Consider the following 15,984-nt stretch of genomic DNA (forward strand, 5'->3'; position numbering starts at 1 on the left):
GGTTGAAGATGGGGGAATGGGGAACGGGGAAAGCGGGGTTCTAGGGCTCTGCTTCGCTATTCCCGACTTGCCGTGATTGACGATTGACCACGCTGGTGGCGGCAAGGTCGCCGGTGACGTTGCCCAGGGTGGCCAGCGCGTCGGGAATCGTGTCGACCGCCAGCATCAGGCCGAGCGGACTGAGCGGCAGGCCCATCGCCTGCGCCACCGGCAGGTTGGTGGCGACGAAGGTGACCTGCCCCGGCAAACCCACCGAGCCCAGGCTGATCACCACCGCCAGCAGCGCACCGGCCAGCAGCTGCGCGGTGGACAGGTCGACGCCGTAGGCCCAGGCGATGAACACCGCCGAGGTGACGTACTGCACCGGGCTGGTCAGGCGGAACAGGCTCACCGCCATCGGCAGCACCAGCGCGGCCACCTGCTTCGGGTAACCAAGCCGGCGGTCGGCGCTTTCCAGCATCGCCGGCAACGAGGCCAGCGACGACTGCGTGCTGATCGCCACCACCTGCGCCGGCACCAGCGCGGGCACGAAGCGGCGCAGCCGTTCGCCGCCGAAGAACAGCGCCACCGGCAGCATCATCACGGTAACCGACAGGTACAGCAGGCATTCCACCAGCACGTAGACACCCAGCGCGCTGAGCATGCCCAGCCCGGAGCGGGCGCATACGGAAAGGATCAGCGCGAACACGCCCAGCGGCGCCACCCACAGCACCCAGCGCACGATCACGATCATCGCGTCGGCGATCGCCTGGAAGAATTCCACCAGCATCGCGCGACGTGCCGGCTCGATGCGGGTCAGTGCGAAACCCAGGAACAGCGCGAACACCACCAGCGGCAGCATCGCGCTCTGCGCCGCGGCCATGATCGCGTTGCTGGGCACGATCGCCACCAGCGTATCGATCCAGTTCGGCGCCGCCTGCGCGGCGGCCGGCACGCTGGCGTGATCGAGCGCCACGACCAGGGCGGGATTGTGCGGAAACAGCGAGAACACCAGCGGCGCGGCCAGCGCCGCGAACAGCGCGCCGCCGGTCAGGATCAGCAGGAAGGTCACGATCGCCCGCCGCGCGATGCGCCCGGATGCCGCCGCGTCGCTGGCGGTGTTGACGCCCACCACCACCAGCGCCAGCACCAGCGGCACCACGGTCATCTGCAGCGCGTTCAGCCACAGCTTGCCGATCGGCTGCACCACGTTGGCCACCTGCAACGCCGCGGTTTCGTTCCAGCCGGCCAGCAGCAGGCCGATCACCGCGCCCGCGGCCAGTCCGGTCAGCACACGGGACGTCGCACTCATCGGGCGGCATCCGTGGCGGCGATGGCCGGCAACTGCCACGCCGTGCGCAGCCGCTCGTACTCGCCCTGCGGCAGCAGCACGAACACCGGATGATCTTCCGGCTTCAGCCACCCCAGCAGCGACTGCATCACCGCGGGCGTCATCGCGGTGCAGCCGGCGGTGGCGTCGCTGGGCGACTTCCACAGGTGGGCGAAGATGCAGCTGCCGGCCTGCGGAACGTTCGCGGGGTTCTGCTCGATCACGAAGCCCATGCGGTAGCGCTGGTCGCCGTGCGCGTGCAGGTCGCGCCGCATCGGCTCGGTGGAACCCTTCACCGCCGCGGCGCCGACCACGCTGGCATCGACGATGCGGTTGTAATGCTTCGCGCCGCTGACGTCGACGCAGTATTCGGTGGCGTTGAGCGCCAGGTACGGCATCGCGGTGTCGACGCTGGCGGCATAACCGAAGCTGTCGCCGATGCGGAACACCCCGGCCGGGCTGCGGTTGTCGCCCTCGCGCTTGACCGGGCCGCCGGCGTCAGCCTGCGGCGCGTTCAGCCCCAGGCCCCAGCCAGCACCGTTCTTGCCGATGGTCACCGGCACCGCGGCGCGCACCTCGCGCCAGCCATCGCCTGCCCGCGCGAACGTGCGCAGCGTGCCGTGGTCCACGTTCCAGCCGGCCGTGGTCACCACGATCATCTGGCGCGCGTCATGCCACGGCGTCTTCGCCGTGCCGGCATGCGCAGCGCCGGCGAGCGTGACGGCGAACGTCAACAGGGCAAGGGTTCGGCGGTTCACAGTCATCAGCTTTCCACTCGGCAGATCATCGTCACGCAACATGTTGTGGGAGGCCGCGCGGGCGCCGCCTTTGCAAATCCCGAATCCCTTGTCCCGAAAAATCCCCGCCTTCAAGGCTCCAGCATCAGCTGGATGCGATCGAGGTTGGCCAGCAGCTGGGCGTGCCGGTCGTCGCCGCCTTCGCACAGCTGCACGAACAGGCCGTCCAGCAGGTGCTGCAGCGCCGACTGGTACAGCAATGGCTGGATGTACGGCAGCTCGTCGTGGGCGGACACTACCAGGGCGAGGTCGGCCAGCGTGCGCAGCGGGTTGGCGGTATGCCGGGTCACCGTGATCACCTGGCCGCGGCGCTCGCGGAAGTAGCGGGCGATCTTGCCCAGCGCCGGATGGTTGCCGTGCTCGGAGAACACCAGCAGCACGTCGCCGGCGCCGGCGACGGAGATGTTGGCGGTCATCCGCGCGGTGTCGAAATTGTGCACGGTGAGGATGCCCAGCAGCGACAGCCGCAGCGCGAAGTTGCGCGCGTAGATGTCGTCCTCGCCCAGGCCGATGATGAACACCTTGCCGCTGCGGCCAGCCTGGGCGATCGCCTCGGCCACCGCTTGCAGCGTTTCCGGCGGGTTGATCAGCCGGGTCGCCTCCTCGGCCTCGGACTTGCGCCGCCACAGGGTCGAGCCGCCGGCATCGCCGTCGCTGGCCGTCGCCAGCTGCGGAGCGTCGCCGTTGTCGGCGCGGGCGATCGCCTCGCCCACCGAATACTTGAGATCCGGATAACCCTTGAAGCCCAGCTTCTGGGTGAACTTGACCACGCTGGACTGGCTGATGCCCAGCGCATTGGCCAGTTGCTGCGAGGAGTAGTCGCGCAGCAGCTGCGCGTTCTCCAGCACGAAGTCGGCGATGCGCCGCTCCACTGCCGACATCTGGTCGCGTTCCGAACGGATTTTGACCAGCGGCGACATCAGTTTTCGATCCTCTCCAGGCCCCGTATCTCGCGGATGCCCAGGCCGGGTGCGTCCGTCACCGAAATCTCCGATTCGTTGAAGATTACCCCACCGTCGACCGGGTTGAACTGGCCCAGCGAAGGTCCGTCGAGGTCGATCTTGGTGATCACGTCGGCCTTGGCCACCGCCACGTGCACGGCAGCCGCCACGCTGATGCTGGTCTCCAGCATGCAGCCGATCATGCATTCGATGCCGTGCATGCCGGCGATGTCGGCGATGCGGATCGCGTTGGAGATGCCGCCGGTCTTCATCAGCTTGATGTTGATGATGTCGGCCGCGCGCAGGCGGATCAGCTCGATCACCTCCATCGGGCCGAACACGCTCTCGTCGGCCATCACCGGCGTGTGCACCCGTTCGGTGACGTAGCGCATGCCGGCCAGGTCGCGCGCCTTGACCGGCTGCTCGATCAGCTCCAGCTTGATGCCGGCGTCTTCCAGCGTCTGCAAGGCGTACACCGCCTGCTTGGCGGTCCAGCCCTGGTTCGCGTCCAGCCGCAGCAGCGCACGGCCCTCGACCGCGGCGTAGATCGCCTTGACCCGCTCGATGTCGACGCCGATGTCCTTGCCGACCTTGATCTTCAGCGACTCGAAGCCGCGCTCCACCGCCGAGATCGAGTCGGCCACCATCTTGTCGATGTAGTCGACGCTGATGGTGATGTCGGTGGTGATCACCGGATCGCCGCCGCCGAGCAGCTTGTACAGCGGCGCGTTGTAGAGCTGGCCCCACAGGTCGTACACCGCGATCTCCACCGCCGCCTTGGCGCTGGTGTTCTTCTCCATCGACGACTGGATCAGCTGGGTGATGTGGTTGAGGTTGGCGATGTCCTGGCCGATCAGCCGCGGCGAAATGTAGTGCCGGATCGCGTCGATGATCGAGCCGTGGGTGTCACCGGTGATCACCGCGGTGGCCGGCGCTTCGCCATAGCCGATCTCGCCGCTGTCGGTGTGCACCATCACCACGATGTCTTCCACCGTGGAGACGGTACGCAGGGCCGTCTTGAACGGGGTCTTCAGCGGCACCCGCAGCATGCCGAACTGGATGTCGGTGATTTTCATGGGCAAACCTTCATGGAATCCGTGTCCTTGTTTTTGTTGCAGACGGGCTCAATGACGGATGCGCACGATGCTGGTCATGCGGTCGACAAAGGTCTGCTTGTCGTTGTAGAGCATCGGCAGCAACGGCGTCACCGATACCGCGTTGAGTTTGATGCGGGCCTTGCTGCCATCGGCCTTGCGATAGCTCATGCCGCCCACGTCGTGGATCACCCAGGGCTGGCCCTTGTATTGGCCGATCACCATCATCACGTGGCCGGGGATGTAGACCAGGTCGCCCACCTGCAGTTCATGCGCGGCCTTGAGGCGCGCCTCGCGGCTGTCCTTGTCGGTGAACAGCCGATGCTCCAGCGCCGGGCTGATCGACTGCTTGCTGGTATCGCGCGGCATCTGCACGCCCATGCTGCGATACACGTCGGAAACAAAACCGCTGCAGTCGCGGCCGTCGTAGGCATGCCCCCAGCCATAGCGCTCGCCGAGGAACTTGAAGGCCTGGTGGAGGATGTTGGCCGGGGTCAGTGGCAGGTAGTCGCCGGCCGTGTCGGTGTTCTTCTGCAGCAGCGCGGGCGAGAACTGCAGCTTGCCGGCGGCATCGCGCCACGGCAGTTCCAGCGTGTACGCCGCGTACGCTGTCTGCCCGTTGACCGGCTGGTCCGGTGCCAGGCCGCTGGCCAGCGGCACGCGCGTGCTCATGTCCAGTTGCAGTTGCGACAGCTCGGGGCGTTCGCGGGTGAACACCGTGCGCTCGCTGGCTCCGGTGATCACCCGGTACGGCGCCTTGTCGACGTAACCGAAGACCTGCGCCGCGCTGCCCTCGGCCACGTTCTCCGCCTTCGTCCACGCGGCATAGCGCGGGCTCAGCACGAACAGCCAGCGGCCGTCGGCACTGGCATGGGCGATCACCACCGGCACGCCGGGGAACTCGGCGGTTTCCTGGAAGCGGTCGATGTCGGTGTCATCGTTCGAGCTGAACACGCGCAGGTCGGTCGGAAACGCGCGGAACGCGGCGCGCTGCACGATCAGTCCGTAACGCGTGGGCTGGCTGGCCGGGATCCTGTCCAGGGCGAGATCCGCCACCAGCGCATCGAACGTCGCCGACGGCACCGGCTTGCCCTCGACGTCGTAGCGCTGGCGCGAGGGGCGCTCCGAAACATGCGTGATCCAGCCACTGACCTGCTCGCGCGAAAGCGCGGCCGGCAGCTTGCGCAGGTCGTGCATCGACGGATCGAGCTGCAGCAGCTTCGCGTTCTCCGCCTCGATCGTGGCGCGATCCATGATCACCCGGTCGGGCTGCGCCTGCAGATTGATCCAGAACTGCGGGGTCAGCTGCGCCTCGCCCACGCCCAGTACGCCCGACGGCGGTATCGTCAGCGCGTCATTCGCCTCGCGCGCCTGCAGCGGTGCGCCGGCGAAGGCGAAGGCAAGCACGCTGGCGGCAATCAGGGAAAATCGCATCGTTCCGGTCCTGTATCGAATACGCATCACGGTAGCGCCAGTGCCGACATGATCGTCGCCACCAGCAGGCCGAAGCCCGTGCCCAGGATGTAGCCGAGCAAGGCCAGCAGAATACCCACCGGTACCAGCGCGGCCGAATAGCTGGCCGCCAGGATCGGCGTGGCGGCCACGCCGCCAATATGCGCCAGCGAGGAGATGCCGCACAGGTAGAGGTCGAAGCGGAACAGCTTGGCAAAGCCGACCAGCAGCACCGCGTGGATCGCGATGACGGTGGCTCCGCACAGCAGGTACAGCGGTGCCGCGGCGATCCCGTGGAAATTGCTCTGCGAGGCCAGCACCGCCACCACGCTGATCAGCATCGCGCTGGAAATCGTGCCGGCACCGGGAAACCGCGCCAGCGGCGTATGCGCCACCACCAGCCCGCAGCCGGTGGCCAGCAGGATGGTCCAGGTGGTGGCGCTGACCATGCCCGACACCGGCAGCCAGCCGGCCAGCCAGCCCGACAGCGCCGCCACTGCCAGCGCCATGCCCAGCCACAGCAGCACGCTGTCGTAGGTGGTCGGCGCGCTGGTCTTCGGCTCGGCCAGCGGGATGTCGCCGCTGGACTTCGCCCGGGTCCAGCGGTTGAACGCCGGCGCCAGCCGCGCCACCGAGAACAGCACCACCACCCACATCGAGTAGCACAGCGCATCGGTCAGCAGCGACATCGCCAGCAGGTCGTCGGGCATGGCGATCGCCTGCTTCACCGCGATCATGTTGGCGGTGCCGCCGACCCAGCTGCCGGACAGCGCGGCCAGTGGCTGCCACTGGTTGCCCGGCAGCCAGTGGCGATAGATAAGGAAGCTGGCGATGAAGGCCACGAACAGGCTGACCGAGGTGCAGGCGAACACGCCCAGCACGCGCGGCCCCAGCCGCCAGATCGCGCGCAGGTCGCAGTTGATCATCAACAGGAACAGCAGGGCCGGCACCATGTGCGACACCAGCATCGACTGCGCCGCCTTGATCTCGGCGTTGACCTGCCACAGCCCCGACACCGCCAGCGCGGTGACCAGCAGGTAGGTCAGCACGATCGGCGGCAGCACCGAAAAGATCTTCCAGCCGAAGCGGCGCTCGATCGCCGGAAACAGTCCCGCGACCAGCAACATCAGCGCCAGATAAGGCCAGACCGTATGGATCACATACACCCCCTCGTGGATCGTTTGCGGGCATCCACAGGCTGGCGGTTTGCGGCCAGCAAGGAATAGCTGATTCTTGTTGAGTTCAATCGAAGCATAAATTATTGACCAGCATTTGCAAGCGTGTTACACAACCGTTTCAGGGGTTCAATCACGGGGACGTTTGTCGATGGATACGTTGCTACCTGTCGCACCGGTAACACGTCAGCCCACACGCGGGCTGCGCCCGATGGCGTGCCTGTTCGCCCTGCTGCTTGGCAGCTCCGTCGCCTTCGCCGGCGTGGATGCCAGCAACGGAACCACCGCCCCCATCATCGCCCAGATCGATGCCGGCCATTTCCAGGCCGCCGAAGCGGCGATCACCGCCGCGCTGGCACAGCCCGGCGTGCCGGCCGACACGCAGCACGAACTGGCCTTCCAGCGCGAGCGCATGCGCCGCATCCTGCTCGACTTCACCCTGAGCGCGGACGACGTCGAGGCGCGCGTGCGCAAGCAGATCCCCGACCTCACCGAGGCCGAGTTCGCGAAGTGGAACGCAGCCGGCCTGTTCGAGCATCAGCTGATCGACGGCAAGACACTTTATTTCAAGCGTTCGCCGGGCAACCTGTTCCGGCTCAACGCCGAGGCGGTGGCGCGGCGCGCGGTGCAGACGCCGATCAGCGACGGTCCGATGGAAGCGCTGAACGATCACCAGCGCGCAATCTACAAGGCGGCGCTGGCCGAACATCGCAGCAGCGTGCTGCCGCGCCGCTTGCGCATGACGCAGACGCTGACCGTCGCCGCCGACGCCGTCCCCGCCGGCGAAACCGTGCGCGCGTGGATTCCGTATCCGCAGGCGATACCCGGCCAGCAGGAAGACATCCGCTACGTGGCCAGCGTGCCGGCGCAGCACCGCATCGCGCCCGAGTCCGCGCCGCAGCGCACCGCGTATCTGGAGAAGCCGGCGGTGGCCGGGCAGAAGACCGTGTTCTCGGTGACCTGGGAACTGACCCAGTACGCGCAGTACCACGCGATCGATCCGGCCCGCGTGGTGCCCGCCACGATCACCCCCGAGCTGGCGCCGTTCGTGGCCGAGCGCTCGCCCCACATCGTGTTCACCGACGCGATGCGCGCGTTCTCGCGCAAGGTGGTCGGCGACGAGAAGAACCCGTACCGCATCGCGCAGAAACTGTTCGCCGCGGTCGACCGGATTCCCTGGGCCGGCGCCCGCGAATATTCGACGATCTCCAACATCAGCGACTACGCGCTGCACGCCGGCCATGCCGACTGCGGCCAGCAGACCCTGCTGCTGATGACCCTGCTGCGACTCAACGGCATACCCACGCGCTGGCAGTCGGGCATGGTGTTCTCCAACGACGGCAGCGGCTACAGCAACATCCACGACTGGGGCTTCGCCTACCTCGCGCCCTACGGCTGGGTGCCGATGGACGTCACCACCGGCCGCCTGCATCCGTCGCCTGCGGACGACCCGGCGCTGGAATGGTTCTACCTCGGCGGGCTCGACGAATACCGCATCGCCTTCAACAGCGACTACGACCGTCCGTTCCAGCCGGCCAAGCAGCAGTTCCGTTCGGACAACGTGGACTCGCAGCGCGGCGAGGCGGAGTGGCGCGGCGGCAACATCTATTTCGATCAGCTGGATTACGACTTCGACTGGCAGCTTCTGCCGGCGGCGCAGGGACGCAGCGGCAAATAACAGAAAGCCTTCAATAAACATGGCATCGACGGCGTCGATGGGGAGATGGGGAAATGAGCAACAGTCGCAGCTTGCGCAGAACCGTACTTTGCATGGCGCTGGGCCTCGGCCTGGGGTCACTGGCCGCGCCGGCGGCCTTCGCCGGCAACAATGACGGTTCGGTGGTGGGCCATGCCCAGGCCGGCGCGGTGATCACCGCGGTGAATCCGGCCACCGGGCTGACCCGCACGATCACCGCCGACCAGCGCGGCAACTACCGCTTCCCGTTCCTTCCCGTCGGTGACTACACCGTCAGTGCCAGCGTGAACGGCCAGCCGCTCGGCCAGCCGCGCACCGTCACCGTCAGCCTCGGCAACGCCACCACGCTGGACCTGGGCGCCTCGCCCAATGCCACCGAACTTTCGGCGATCCAGGTCACCGGCAACGGCCTGCCGGTGATCGACGTGACCTCGACCGAGTCGGCCACCAATGTCTCGCGCGCCGAACTGGTGCGCCTGCCGGTCGACCAGAACGTCACCTCGGTGGCCCTGCTGGCGCCGGGCGTGGTCAAGGGCAACGCGGGCTTCGGCGGCATTTCCTTCGGCGGCTCGTCGATCGCCGAGAACTCCTTCTACGTCAACGGCCTCAACGTCACCGACTTCTATAACCGCAACGGCTTCTCCGAAGCCCCGTTCGCCTTCTACGACCAGTTCCAGGTCAAGACCGGCGGCTACTCGGTCGAGTTCGGCCGCACCACCGGCGGCGTGGTCAACGCCGTGGCGCGCTCGGGCACCAATGAACTGAAGGGCGGCGTCGAGATCACCCTGGAGCCGGGCAACTGGCATTCGCGGGCCGATGACCAGTACGACGCCGATGGCAAGCGCTACATCACCGCCAGCCGCGACCAGGACTCGCTGGTGAAGACGAACGTCTGGGCGTCCGGCCCGATCATCAAGGACAAGCTGTTCATCTTCGCGATGTACGAAGCCCGCGGCAGCAGCCCGCGCAATACCAACGACGCCGGCAATACGCTCACCTCGAACAGCGCCAACACCGGCTTCTGGGGCACCACGATCGACTGGAACATCACCGACAGCAACGCTCTGCAGCTGATGGCGTTCTCCAACAAGAACAAGAACACCGGCGACGTCTACGGCTACCACTACGACACGAACACCATCGACGCCCTGAGCAACAAGATCTTCTCCGACACCGGTGGCAAGAACTGGGCGCTGACCTGGACCAGCTACCTCACCAACGACCTGTCGATGAAGCTGATGTACGGCCGCAACGAGCGCCAGGCATTCACCCGCTCACAGCTGGACATCAGCTGCAACTATGTATCCGGCAACAACGCCTTCCTGCAGCTCCACGATCCGGGCGTCGCGCTGGGCTGCACCAGCAACTCCACCGTCTATGATCGCAACGACATCCGCAAGCAGGCGCGCGCCGACTTCGAATGGACGCTGGGCGACCACCTGCTGCGCTTCGGCTACGACCACGAGAACGACACCTCCGACTACAGCCGCTACTACGCCGGCCCGGGTGCGTACTACTACAACCTCTATGCGGCCAATGCCGGCACCACCATCCCCAACGGCGGCGTGATGCCGGCCGGCTACGACTCCTATATCCGCGCCCGCCGCTACGAGATCTCCGGCACGTTCACCACCAAGAACGCCGCCTACTACATCGAGGACAACTGGCAGGTCACGCCCAACCTGGTGCTCAACCTCGGCGTGCGCAACGACAGCTTCGACAACGAGGACGCCGCCGGCAACAGCTACATCAAGATGGACCGGCAGATCGCCCCGCGACTGGGCTTCTCCTGGGACATGAAGGGTGACGGCAGCACCAAGCTGTTCGGCAACCTCGGCCGCTACTACCTGCCAGTGGCCAACGTGATCAACATCAAGCAGGCCGGCGGCCTGCTCGACGAGCGCACCTATTACGCGTTCGACGGCTGGGACATGCAGACGCTGAACGGCGTGGAGTACGCCGTGCCCAAGCTCGGCCCGCAGATCGGTGCGGTCGACGATTCGCAGGGCGACGGCACCGTCGGCGATCTGCGCTCGGAAGTCGACCATGACATGGACCCGGTCTACCAGGACGAGGCGATCCTCGGCTTCCAGCAGCTGATCAGCAACAGCTGGTCGTGGGGCGTCAAGGGCACCTACCGTCGCCTGCACAACGCGATCGACGACATGGAGATCAGCGCCACCGCCCAATGTGGTGAAGACGGCTACATCGGCTGGGTGATGGCCAACCCGGGAACGAAGGTTACCGTGTGGGGCGACACCAACTGCGACGGCACGCCTGACGGTTACCTCACTGTCGATACCGCGAAGGAAGGCTGGGCGATGTATCGCCAGGACGGCGTCGATGCCGACGAAGAGCCGATCATGACCTACATCGGACAACGTGGCTGGGTGAAGCCCAAGCGCACCTATGCGGCCGTCGAGCTGCAACTGGATCGTGCATGGGACGAGAAGTGGTCGATGAACGCCTCGTACACGATGTCGTGGAACCGCGGCAACGCGGAAGGTCCGGTCAACTCCGACACCAACTTCGACGACACCGGCCGCACCGAGAACTTCGATGATCCGTGGGTCAACATGGGCGGCAATGGCTACCTGCCGAACGACCGCCGTCACCAGTTCAAGCTGCGCGGCGCCTATGCGCTGACCCCGCACTGGCAGCTCGGCGCCGACCTCAATGTGGCCTCCGGCGGCCCGATCACCGGCTTCGGCGTGGGCAATCCCTACGACTCCAAGAATTACCACAGCTACTTCATCTGCGTGGAGAACTGCAACTCGTCGTTTTCCGCGGAACGTGTCTACGAGCGCTCGCCACGCGGCAAGTACGGCCGCCTGCCGTGGACCTACAACCTCAACGCCGGCATCACCTACGTGAAGCCATTTGACGGTGGCGAGTTCCGGGTGAAGCTGGCCGTCTACAACCTGCTCAACCAGAAGCGCACCACCCGGGTGGACCAGGACCTGCAGACCGACATCGGCGACGTGATTGACGACCAAGGAAACGATACTGGCGTCGGCCAGCTCAATCCGACGTTCCGCCAGCCGCTGGGCTTCCAGTCGCCGCGGTTCACCCAGCTGACCATGTCCGTCAACTTCTGATCGACCTCCCCGATCGCGGCCCGCCAGCTGGCGGGCCGCACTTTTTTGAAACCCTCCTTTTCCGAAAGACGGCGTACCTGCCATGCTTCCGCAAACCAGCCGTCCCGCATCGCCCGCGCCGATCTCCGAAACCGCCGACGAGTCCCGCCTGTTCGATGGCGTCGACCTGCCACGGCTGGCTGAACGCATGGGCACGCCGCTGCACGCCTACTCGGCCAGCGCGATCCGCCAGCGCATCGATGAACTGCACGCCGCCCTGCACGGGCTGGACGCACTGATCTGCTACGCGGTGAAGGCCAATTCGAACCTGGCCATCCTGCAACTGATGGCGAATGCCGGCGTGGGCGCCGACATCGTCTCGGTGGGTGAACTGCGCCGCGCGCTGCATGCGGGCATTCCCGCCGAACGCATCGTGTTCTCCGGCGTCGGCAAGAACGCCGACGAGATCGCCGGCGCGCTGAACGTCGGCATCCAGCGCTTCAACGTGGAATCGCACGACGAACTGCTCACCCTGCAACGCGTGGCCCGGGCCCAGGACGTGGTGGCGCGCGCCGCCGTGCGCATCAACCCCGACGTGGATGCACAGACCCACGCGAAGATTTCCACCGGCAAGTCGGAGAACAAGTTCGGCGTCAGCATCGACGAGGCGCGCCGCTGGTTCGCCGAGCGCAAGTCGCTGAGCCACGTGCAACTCGATGGCCTGCACGTGCACATCGGCTCGCAGATCCTCAGCGTCGAACCGTTCCAGCTCGCGCTGCGGCGCGTCGCCGCGTTCTGGCGCGAGCTCGAACAGGCCGGCCACCCGATCCGCAGCATCGACGTCGGTGGCGGGCTCGGCGTGTGCTACCGCGCCGGGGTGGATCAGCCGGTGGCCGCCGCCGACTACGTGGCCGTGATCCGCGCCGCGCTGGCCGGCTACCACGGCCGCCTGCTGCTGGAGCCCGGCCGCTACCTGGTGGCCGAGGCCGGCGTGCTGCTGACCCGGGTGATCCGGGTCAAGCCGGGCGAGCAGCGCCAGTTCCTGGTGCTGGACGCGGCGATGAACGACCTGCAGCGCCCCAGCCTGTACGACGCCTGGCACGACATCGTCCCGGTCATCGACGAGGGCCGTCCCGTCACCACCTATGACATCGTCGGCCCGGTCTGCGAAACCGGCGACACCTTCGCCCGCGGCCGCGAGTTGCCCCGCTGCGAAGCAGGCGACCTGTTGCTGATCAGGGCCACCGGCGCGTACGGTGCATCGATGGCATCCACCTACAACTCGCGACCGCTGGCCGCCGAGGTGATGCTGCAGAACGGCCGCTACGCCATCGTGCGGCGCCGCCAGCACTTCGAGGAAATGATTGCCGGCGAGCAGCCGGCCCGCCAATGGGAGACCGCATGAACACCATCCTCCGCCTTGCCCTGCTCGCCGCACTGGCCACCAGCACCGCCGTATCGGCGCAGCCGGCGCAGGACCCGCCGGTCACCATCGACAGCCACGTCGACATTCCGTTCAACTACATGGGCGAGCCGCGTTTCGATGTGGGCAAGGACACCCGCCTACTGGTCGACCTGGGCAAGATGGAACGCGGCGGCCTCAACGCGGCGTTCTTCGTGATCTGGGTGCCGCAGCACCAGCTCGACGGCGCGGGCTACGCCAAGGCGGTGCAGCAGGCCAGCCAGAAGTACGACGGTATCGGCCGCATGCTGATGATGTATCCCGACCGCATCCGCCTGGCCACCACGCCCGAACAGCTGATGGCCAATCACAAGGCCGGTCTGCTCTCGGCCACCATCGAGATCGAAAACGCCTACTCGCTCGGCCACGACATCCGCCGCCTCGACGCCGCCTTCGATCGTGGCGCGCGCTCGGTCGGCCTGGTCCACGTCGGCAACAACGACCTGTGCACCAGCTCGCTGCCCGACACCGAACACGGCGAGCCGGCGATGAACAGCGCCGGTGACCATGGCATGAGCGACTTCGGCCGCGCCGTGGTGAAGCGCGCCAACCAGCTCGGCATGATGATCGACATCTCGCACGCCTCGGACAACTGCGTGCGCGATGCGCTGAAGACCTCTGCCACGCCGATCATCGCCACCCACTCCGGCGCCCGCGCCGTGCTCGACCACCCGCGCAACCTGCCCGACGACCTGCTGCGGGCGATCGCCGCCAAGGGCGGCGTGATCGACGCCGTGGCCTACAAGGAATTCCTCAAGAAGGATCCGGGCCGCGAGGCCGCGGAAAAGAAACTGCAGGACGCCATTGCCAAGCAGGCCGGCGAAAAGGCATACGACAGCGACAGCGACGACTACCGCCCCGAGATGGAAGCGGGCATGGCCGAGATCCAGAAGAAATACCCGCTGGCCACGCTGGACGATTACGTGAAGCAGATCCGCCACATGGTGAAGGTGGCCGGCATCGACCACGTCGGCATTTCTTCCGACTTCGACGGCGGTGGCGGCATCACCGGCTGGAAAGACGCCAGCGAAACCCGCAACGTCACCGCCGCGCTGCGCAAGGCCGGCTTCAGCGACGCGGACATCGCCAAGCTGTGGGGCGGCAACCTGCTGCGCGTGTGGGGCGAGGTCGAGCGCCATGCACAGCACTGATCAAGCTCTACCCCCTCCCCTGCAAAGCAGGGGAGGGCTGGGATGGGGTGCTCTTCCGCACGCCGGAGCAACCCCCTCACCTGAAGGACTCCCTTCGGTCGCCAACCTTCCCCCTGCAAGCAGGGGGAGGAGCCAAGAGCATCTGCCCCCTCCCCTGCATCGCAGGGGAGGGTTGGGGTGGGGTGCTCTTGCCCTTCTGCTCCTGCTCGCACCGCTTGCCGCGAACGCCGAAGACGCCAACCCCGCCTACGACAAGATCGTCGACGCCACCATCGCCCGCTACCACCTGCCCGGCATCGCCGTGGGCGTGATCGAGAACGGCAAGGTCGTCTACACCCGCACCGCCGGCGAAACCGTCGCCGGCTCCGGCCAGAAGATCACCCCGCAGACGCTGTTCAAGATCGCCTCCAACAGCAAGGCGATGACCACCGCCCTGCTCGGTCGCCTGGTCGACCAGGGCAAGCTGCGCTGGGACGATCCGGTGACGAAATACCTGCCGGAATTTCGCATGCACGATCCGTGGGTCACCGCGAACATGCGCGTGGCCGACCTGCTCACCCACTCCAGCGGCCTGCCCGAAGGCGGCGGCGACCTGATGCTATGGCCGGAGCCGAACGCGTTCACCCGCGCCGACATCATCCACGGCCTGGCCTACATCAAGCCCGGCTACAGCTTCCGTTCGCAATACCAGTACGACAACCTGCTCTACGTGGTGGCCGGCGAAGTGGCCGCCGCCGCGGGCGGCGCGTCGTACGAAACGCTGATGCATCGCGAAGTGTTCGCGCCGCTGCACCTGGACCGTTGCCAGGTCGGCGCGTGGAACCGCGACGCGGTGGGCGACGTGGCCACGCCGCATCGCCGCGACGGCGAGCGCAACGTGCCGATCCCGGAAGCCGCCGCGATCCCGGCGATCACCTCCGCGCCGGCCGGCGGCATCCGCTGCGACCTCACCGACATGCTGAGCTGGGCGCGCAACTGGCTGGTGCCGACCCACGCACAGTTGCAGTGGCTGTCGCCGGTGCAACGTGAGGTGCTGCAGGCGCCGCACATGCTGATTCCGGTCTCCGCGCAACGCCGCGCCTGGGACAACTCGCACGTGATGGCCTACGGCTACGGCTGGCGCATGACCGACGTGGACGGCCAGTGGCTGGTCTGGCACACCGGCACCCTGAACGGCATGTACTCGATGCTGGCCCTGCTGCCCGATCGCAACAGCGGTTTCGTGTTCATGATCAACGGCGAGGCGGACGATGCACGCACCGTGCTCGGCGAAATGCTGACCAAGCACTTCACCGCGCCCGCCGAACCGCGGGACGTGAACTGGTACGCCGACGCGCTGGAGCGGCGGGCCGCGCAACGCCCCGCCGACGCCACGGCGCCGGACACCTCGGCACAACGCCCGGCCACCACGGCCGAACTCGCCTCGTGGGCCGGCGCCTACCGCGACCCGTGGTTCGGCGACGTCTCGCTGTGCCCGCGCGACGGCAAGATCCGTTTCGCCACCGCCAAATCGCCTTCGCTGACCGGCACCGTGATGCGCCTGGGCGAGCGCTACCTGGTGCACTGGGACGGCGGCGAGCTCGATGCATGGCTCGATTTCCATGCCGCTTCCGCAGGCACGCCGGTCACCTTGCGCATGGCCAAGCTCGATCCGCAGGGCGACTTCAGCTCCGACTACGAAGACCTCGACTTCCGACGCACGGGAGACTGCCCATGAAGAACGCGCCCCTCGCAAAACCCCTTCCCCCGCTGGCGGAGGAAGGTGCCAAAGGCGGATGGGGGGCTTTGGGTCGGCGTGTGCCCCCATCCGCCCTCCGGGCACCTTCCCCC

General features: G+C 66.9%; 11 protein-coding genes. 5 read left to right on the forward strand and 6 right to left on the reverse strand.

Annotation, left to right across the window (positions count from 1 at the left end; all coding sequences use genetic code 11):
- Positions 1 to 40: 40 nt before the first annotated feature.
- From ASD82_RS14415 to ASD82_RS14440, 6 genes are all read right to left on the reverse strand, one after another.
- Positions 41 to 1,291 (reverse strand): dicarboxylate/amino acid:cation symporter, encoded by a 1,251-nt coding sequence (locus tag ASD82_RS14415; protein WP_056718502.1) that lies wholly within the window; start codon positions 1,289 to 1,291, stop codon positions 41 to 43.
- Positions 1,288 to 2,073: a L,D-transpeptidase family protein gene (locus ASD82_RS14420; RefSeq protein ID WP_056718516.1), complete on the reverse strand. Its 786-nt coding sequence runs from the start codon at positions 2,071 to 2,073 to the stop codon at positions 1,288 to 1,290. The genes ASD82_RS14415 and ASD82_RS14420 overlap by 4 nt, the downstream gene beginning before the upstream one ends.
- Positions 2,074 to 2,177: 104 nt before the next feature.
- Entirely contained in the window at positions 2,178 to 3,026 is an 849-nt protein-coding gene (locus ASD82_RS14425) for a MurR/RpiR family transcriptional regulator (protein WP_056718503.1), read from the reverse strand.
- Positions 3,026 to 4,123, reverse strand: coding sequence for a dipeptide epimerase (locus tag ASD82_RS14430; RefSeq protein WP_056718504.1), 1,098 nt, complete (start codon positions 4,121 to 4,123; stop codon positions 3,026 to 3,028). Before ASD82_RS14430 ends, ASD82_RS14425 begins: the two co-directional genes overlap by 1 nt.
- A 48-nt stretch (positions 4,124 to 4,171) precedes the next feature.
- On the reverse strand, positions 4,172 to 5,575 hold the full coding sequence (locus tag ASD82_RS14435) for an SH3 domain-containing protein (RefSeq protein ID WP_056718505.1): 1,404 nt from the start codon (positions 5,573 to 5,575) through the stop codon (positions 4,172 to 4,174).
- Between the two features lie 26 nt (positions 5,576 to 5,601).
- Positions 5,602 to 6,753, reverse strand: coding sequence for a DUF819 family protein (locus ASD82_RS14440; protein WP_056718517.1), 1,152 nt, complete (start codon positions 6,751 to 6,753; stop codon positions 5,602 to 5,604).
- A gap of 166 nt (positions 6,754 to 6,919) precedes the next feature.
- On the opposite strand from ASD82_RS14440, the gene ASD82_RS14445 reads away from it, so the two are divergent.
- From ASD82_RS14445 to ASD82_RS14465, 5 genes are all read left to right on the forward strand, one after another.
- Positions 6,920 to 8,446, forward strand: coding sequence for a transglutaminase domain-containing protein (locus tag ASD82_RS14445; RefSeq protein ID WP_056718506.1), 1,527 nt, complete (start codon positions 6,920 to 6,922; stop codon positions 8,444 to 8,446).
- 53 nt (positions 8,447 to 8,499) lie between these two features.
- Positions 8,500 to 11,562, forward strand: coding sequence for a TonB-dependent receptor (locus ASD82_RS14450; protein ID WP_056718507.1), 3,063 nt, complete (start codon positions 8,500 to 8,502; stop codon positions 11,560 to 11,562).
- A gap of 82 nt (positions 11,563 to 11,644) precedes the next feature.
- Positions 11,645 to 12,946: a diaminopimelate decarboxylase gene (gene lysA, locus ASD82_RS14455; RefSeq protein WP_082585368.1), complete on the forward strand. Its 1,302-nt coding sequence runs from the start codon at positions 11,645 to 11,647 to the stop codon at positions 12,944 to 12,946.
- Complete coding sequence (locus tag ASD82_RS14460) at positions 12,943 to 14,154, forward strand: dipeptidase (protein WP_056718508.1); 1,212 nt, start codon at positions 12,943 to 12,945, stop codon at positions 14,152 to 14,154. Before lysA ends, ASD82_RS14460 begins: the two co-directional genes overlap by 4 nt.
- A 172-nt stretch (positions 14,155 to 14,326) precedes the next feature.
- On the forward strand, positions 14,327 to 15,871 hold the full coding sequence (locus ASD82_RS14465; RefSeq protein ID WP_235580729.1) for a serine hydrolase: 1,545 nt from the start codon (positions 14,327 to 14,329) through the stop codon (positions 15,869 to 15,871).
- Positions 15,872 to 15,984: the final 113 nt, after the last annotated feature.

Origin of the sequence: Rhodanobacter sp. Root179, from assembly GCF_001428465.1 — a bacterium.
Taxonomy (GTDB): domain Bacteria; phylum Pseudomonadota; class Gammaproteobacteria; order Xanthomonadales; family Rhodanobacteraceae; genus Rhodanobacter.

Coding starts and splice junctions, on each gene's coding strand:
- ASD82_RS14425 (WP_056718503.1), bottom strand. CDS start 3,026: ATGTCGCCGCTGGTCAAAATCCGTTCGGAACGCGACCAGATGTCGGCA.
- ASD82_RS14435 (WP_056718505.1), bottom strand. CDS start 5,575: ATGCGATTTTCCCTGATTGCCGCCAGCGTGCTTGCCTTCGCCTTCGCC.
- ASD82_RS14450 (WP_056718507.1), top strand. CDS start 8,500: ATGAGCAACAGTCGCAGCTTGCGCAGAACCGTACTTTGCATGGCGCTG.
- ASD82_RS14460 (WP_056718508.1), top strand. CDS start 12,943: ATGAACACCATCCTCCGCCTTGCCCTGCTCGCCGCACTGGCCACCAGC.
- ASD82_RS14430 (WP_056718504.1), bottom strand. CDS start 4,123: ATGAAAATCACCGACATCCAGTTCGGCATGCTGCGGGTGCCGCTGAAG.
- ASD82_RS14415 (WP_056718502.1), bottom strand. CDS start 1,291: ATGAGTGCGACGTCCCGTGTGCTGACCGGACTGGCCGCGGGCGCGGTG.
- ASD82_RS14445 (WP_056718506.1), top strand. CDS start 6,920: ATGGATACGTTGCTACCTGTCGCACCGGTAACACGTCAGCCCACACGC.
- lysA (WP_082585368.1), top strand. CDS start 11,645: ATGCTTCCGCAAACCAGCCGTCCCGCATCGCCCGCGCCGATCTCCGAA.
- ASD82_RS14420 (WP_056718516.1), bottom strand. CDS start 2,073: ATGACTGTGAACCGCCGAACCCTTGCCCTGTTGACGTTCGCCGTCACG.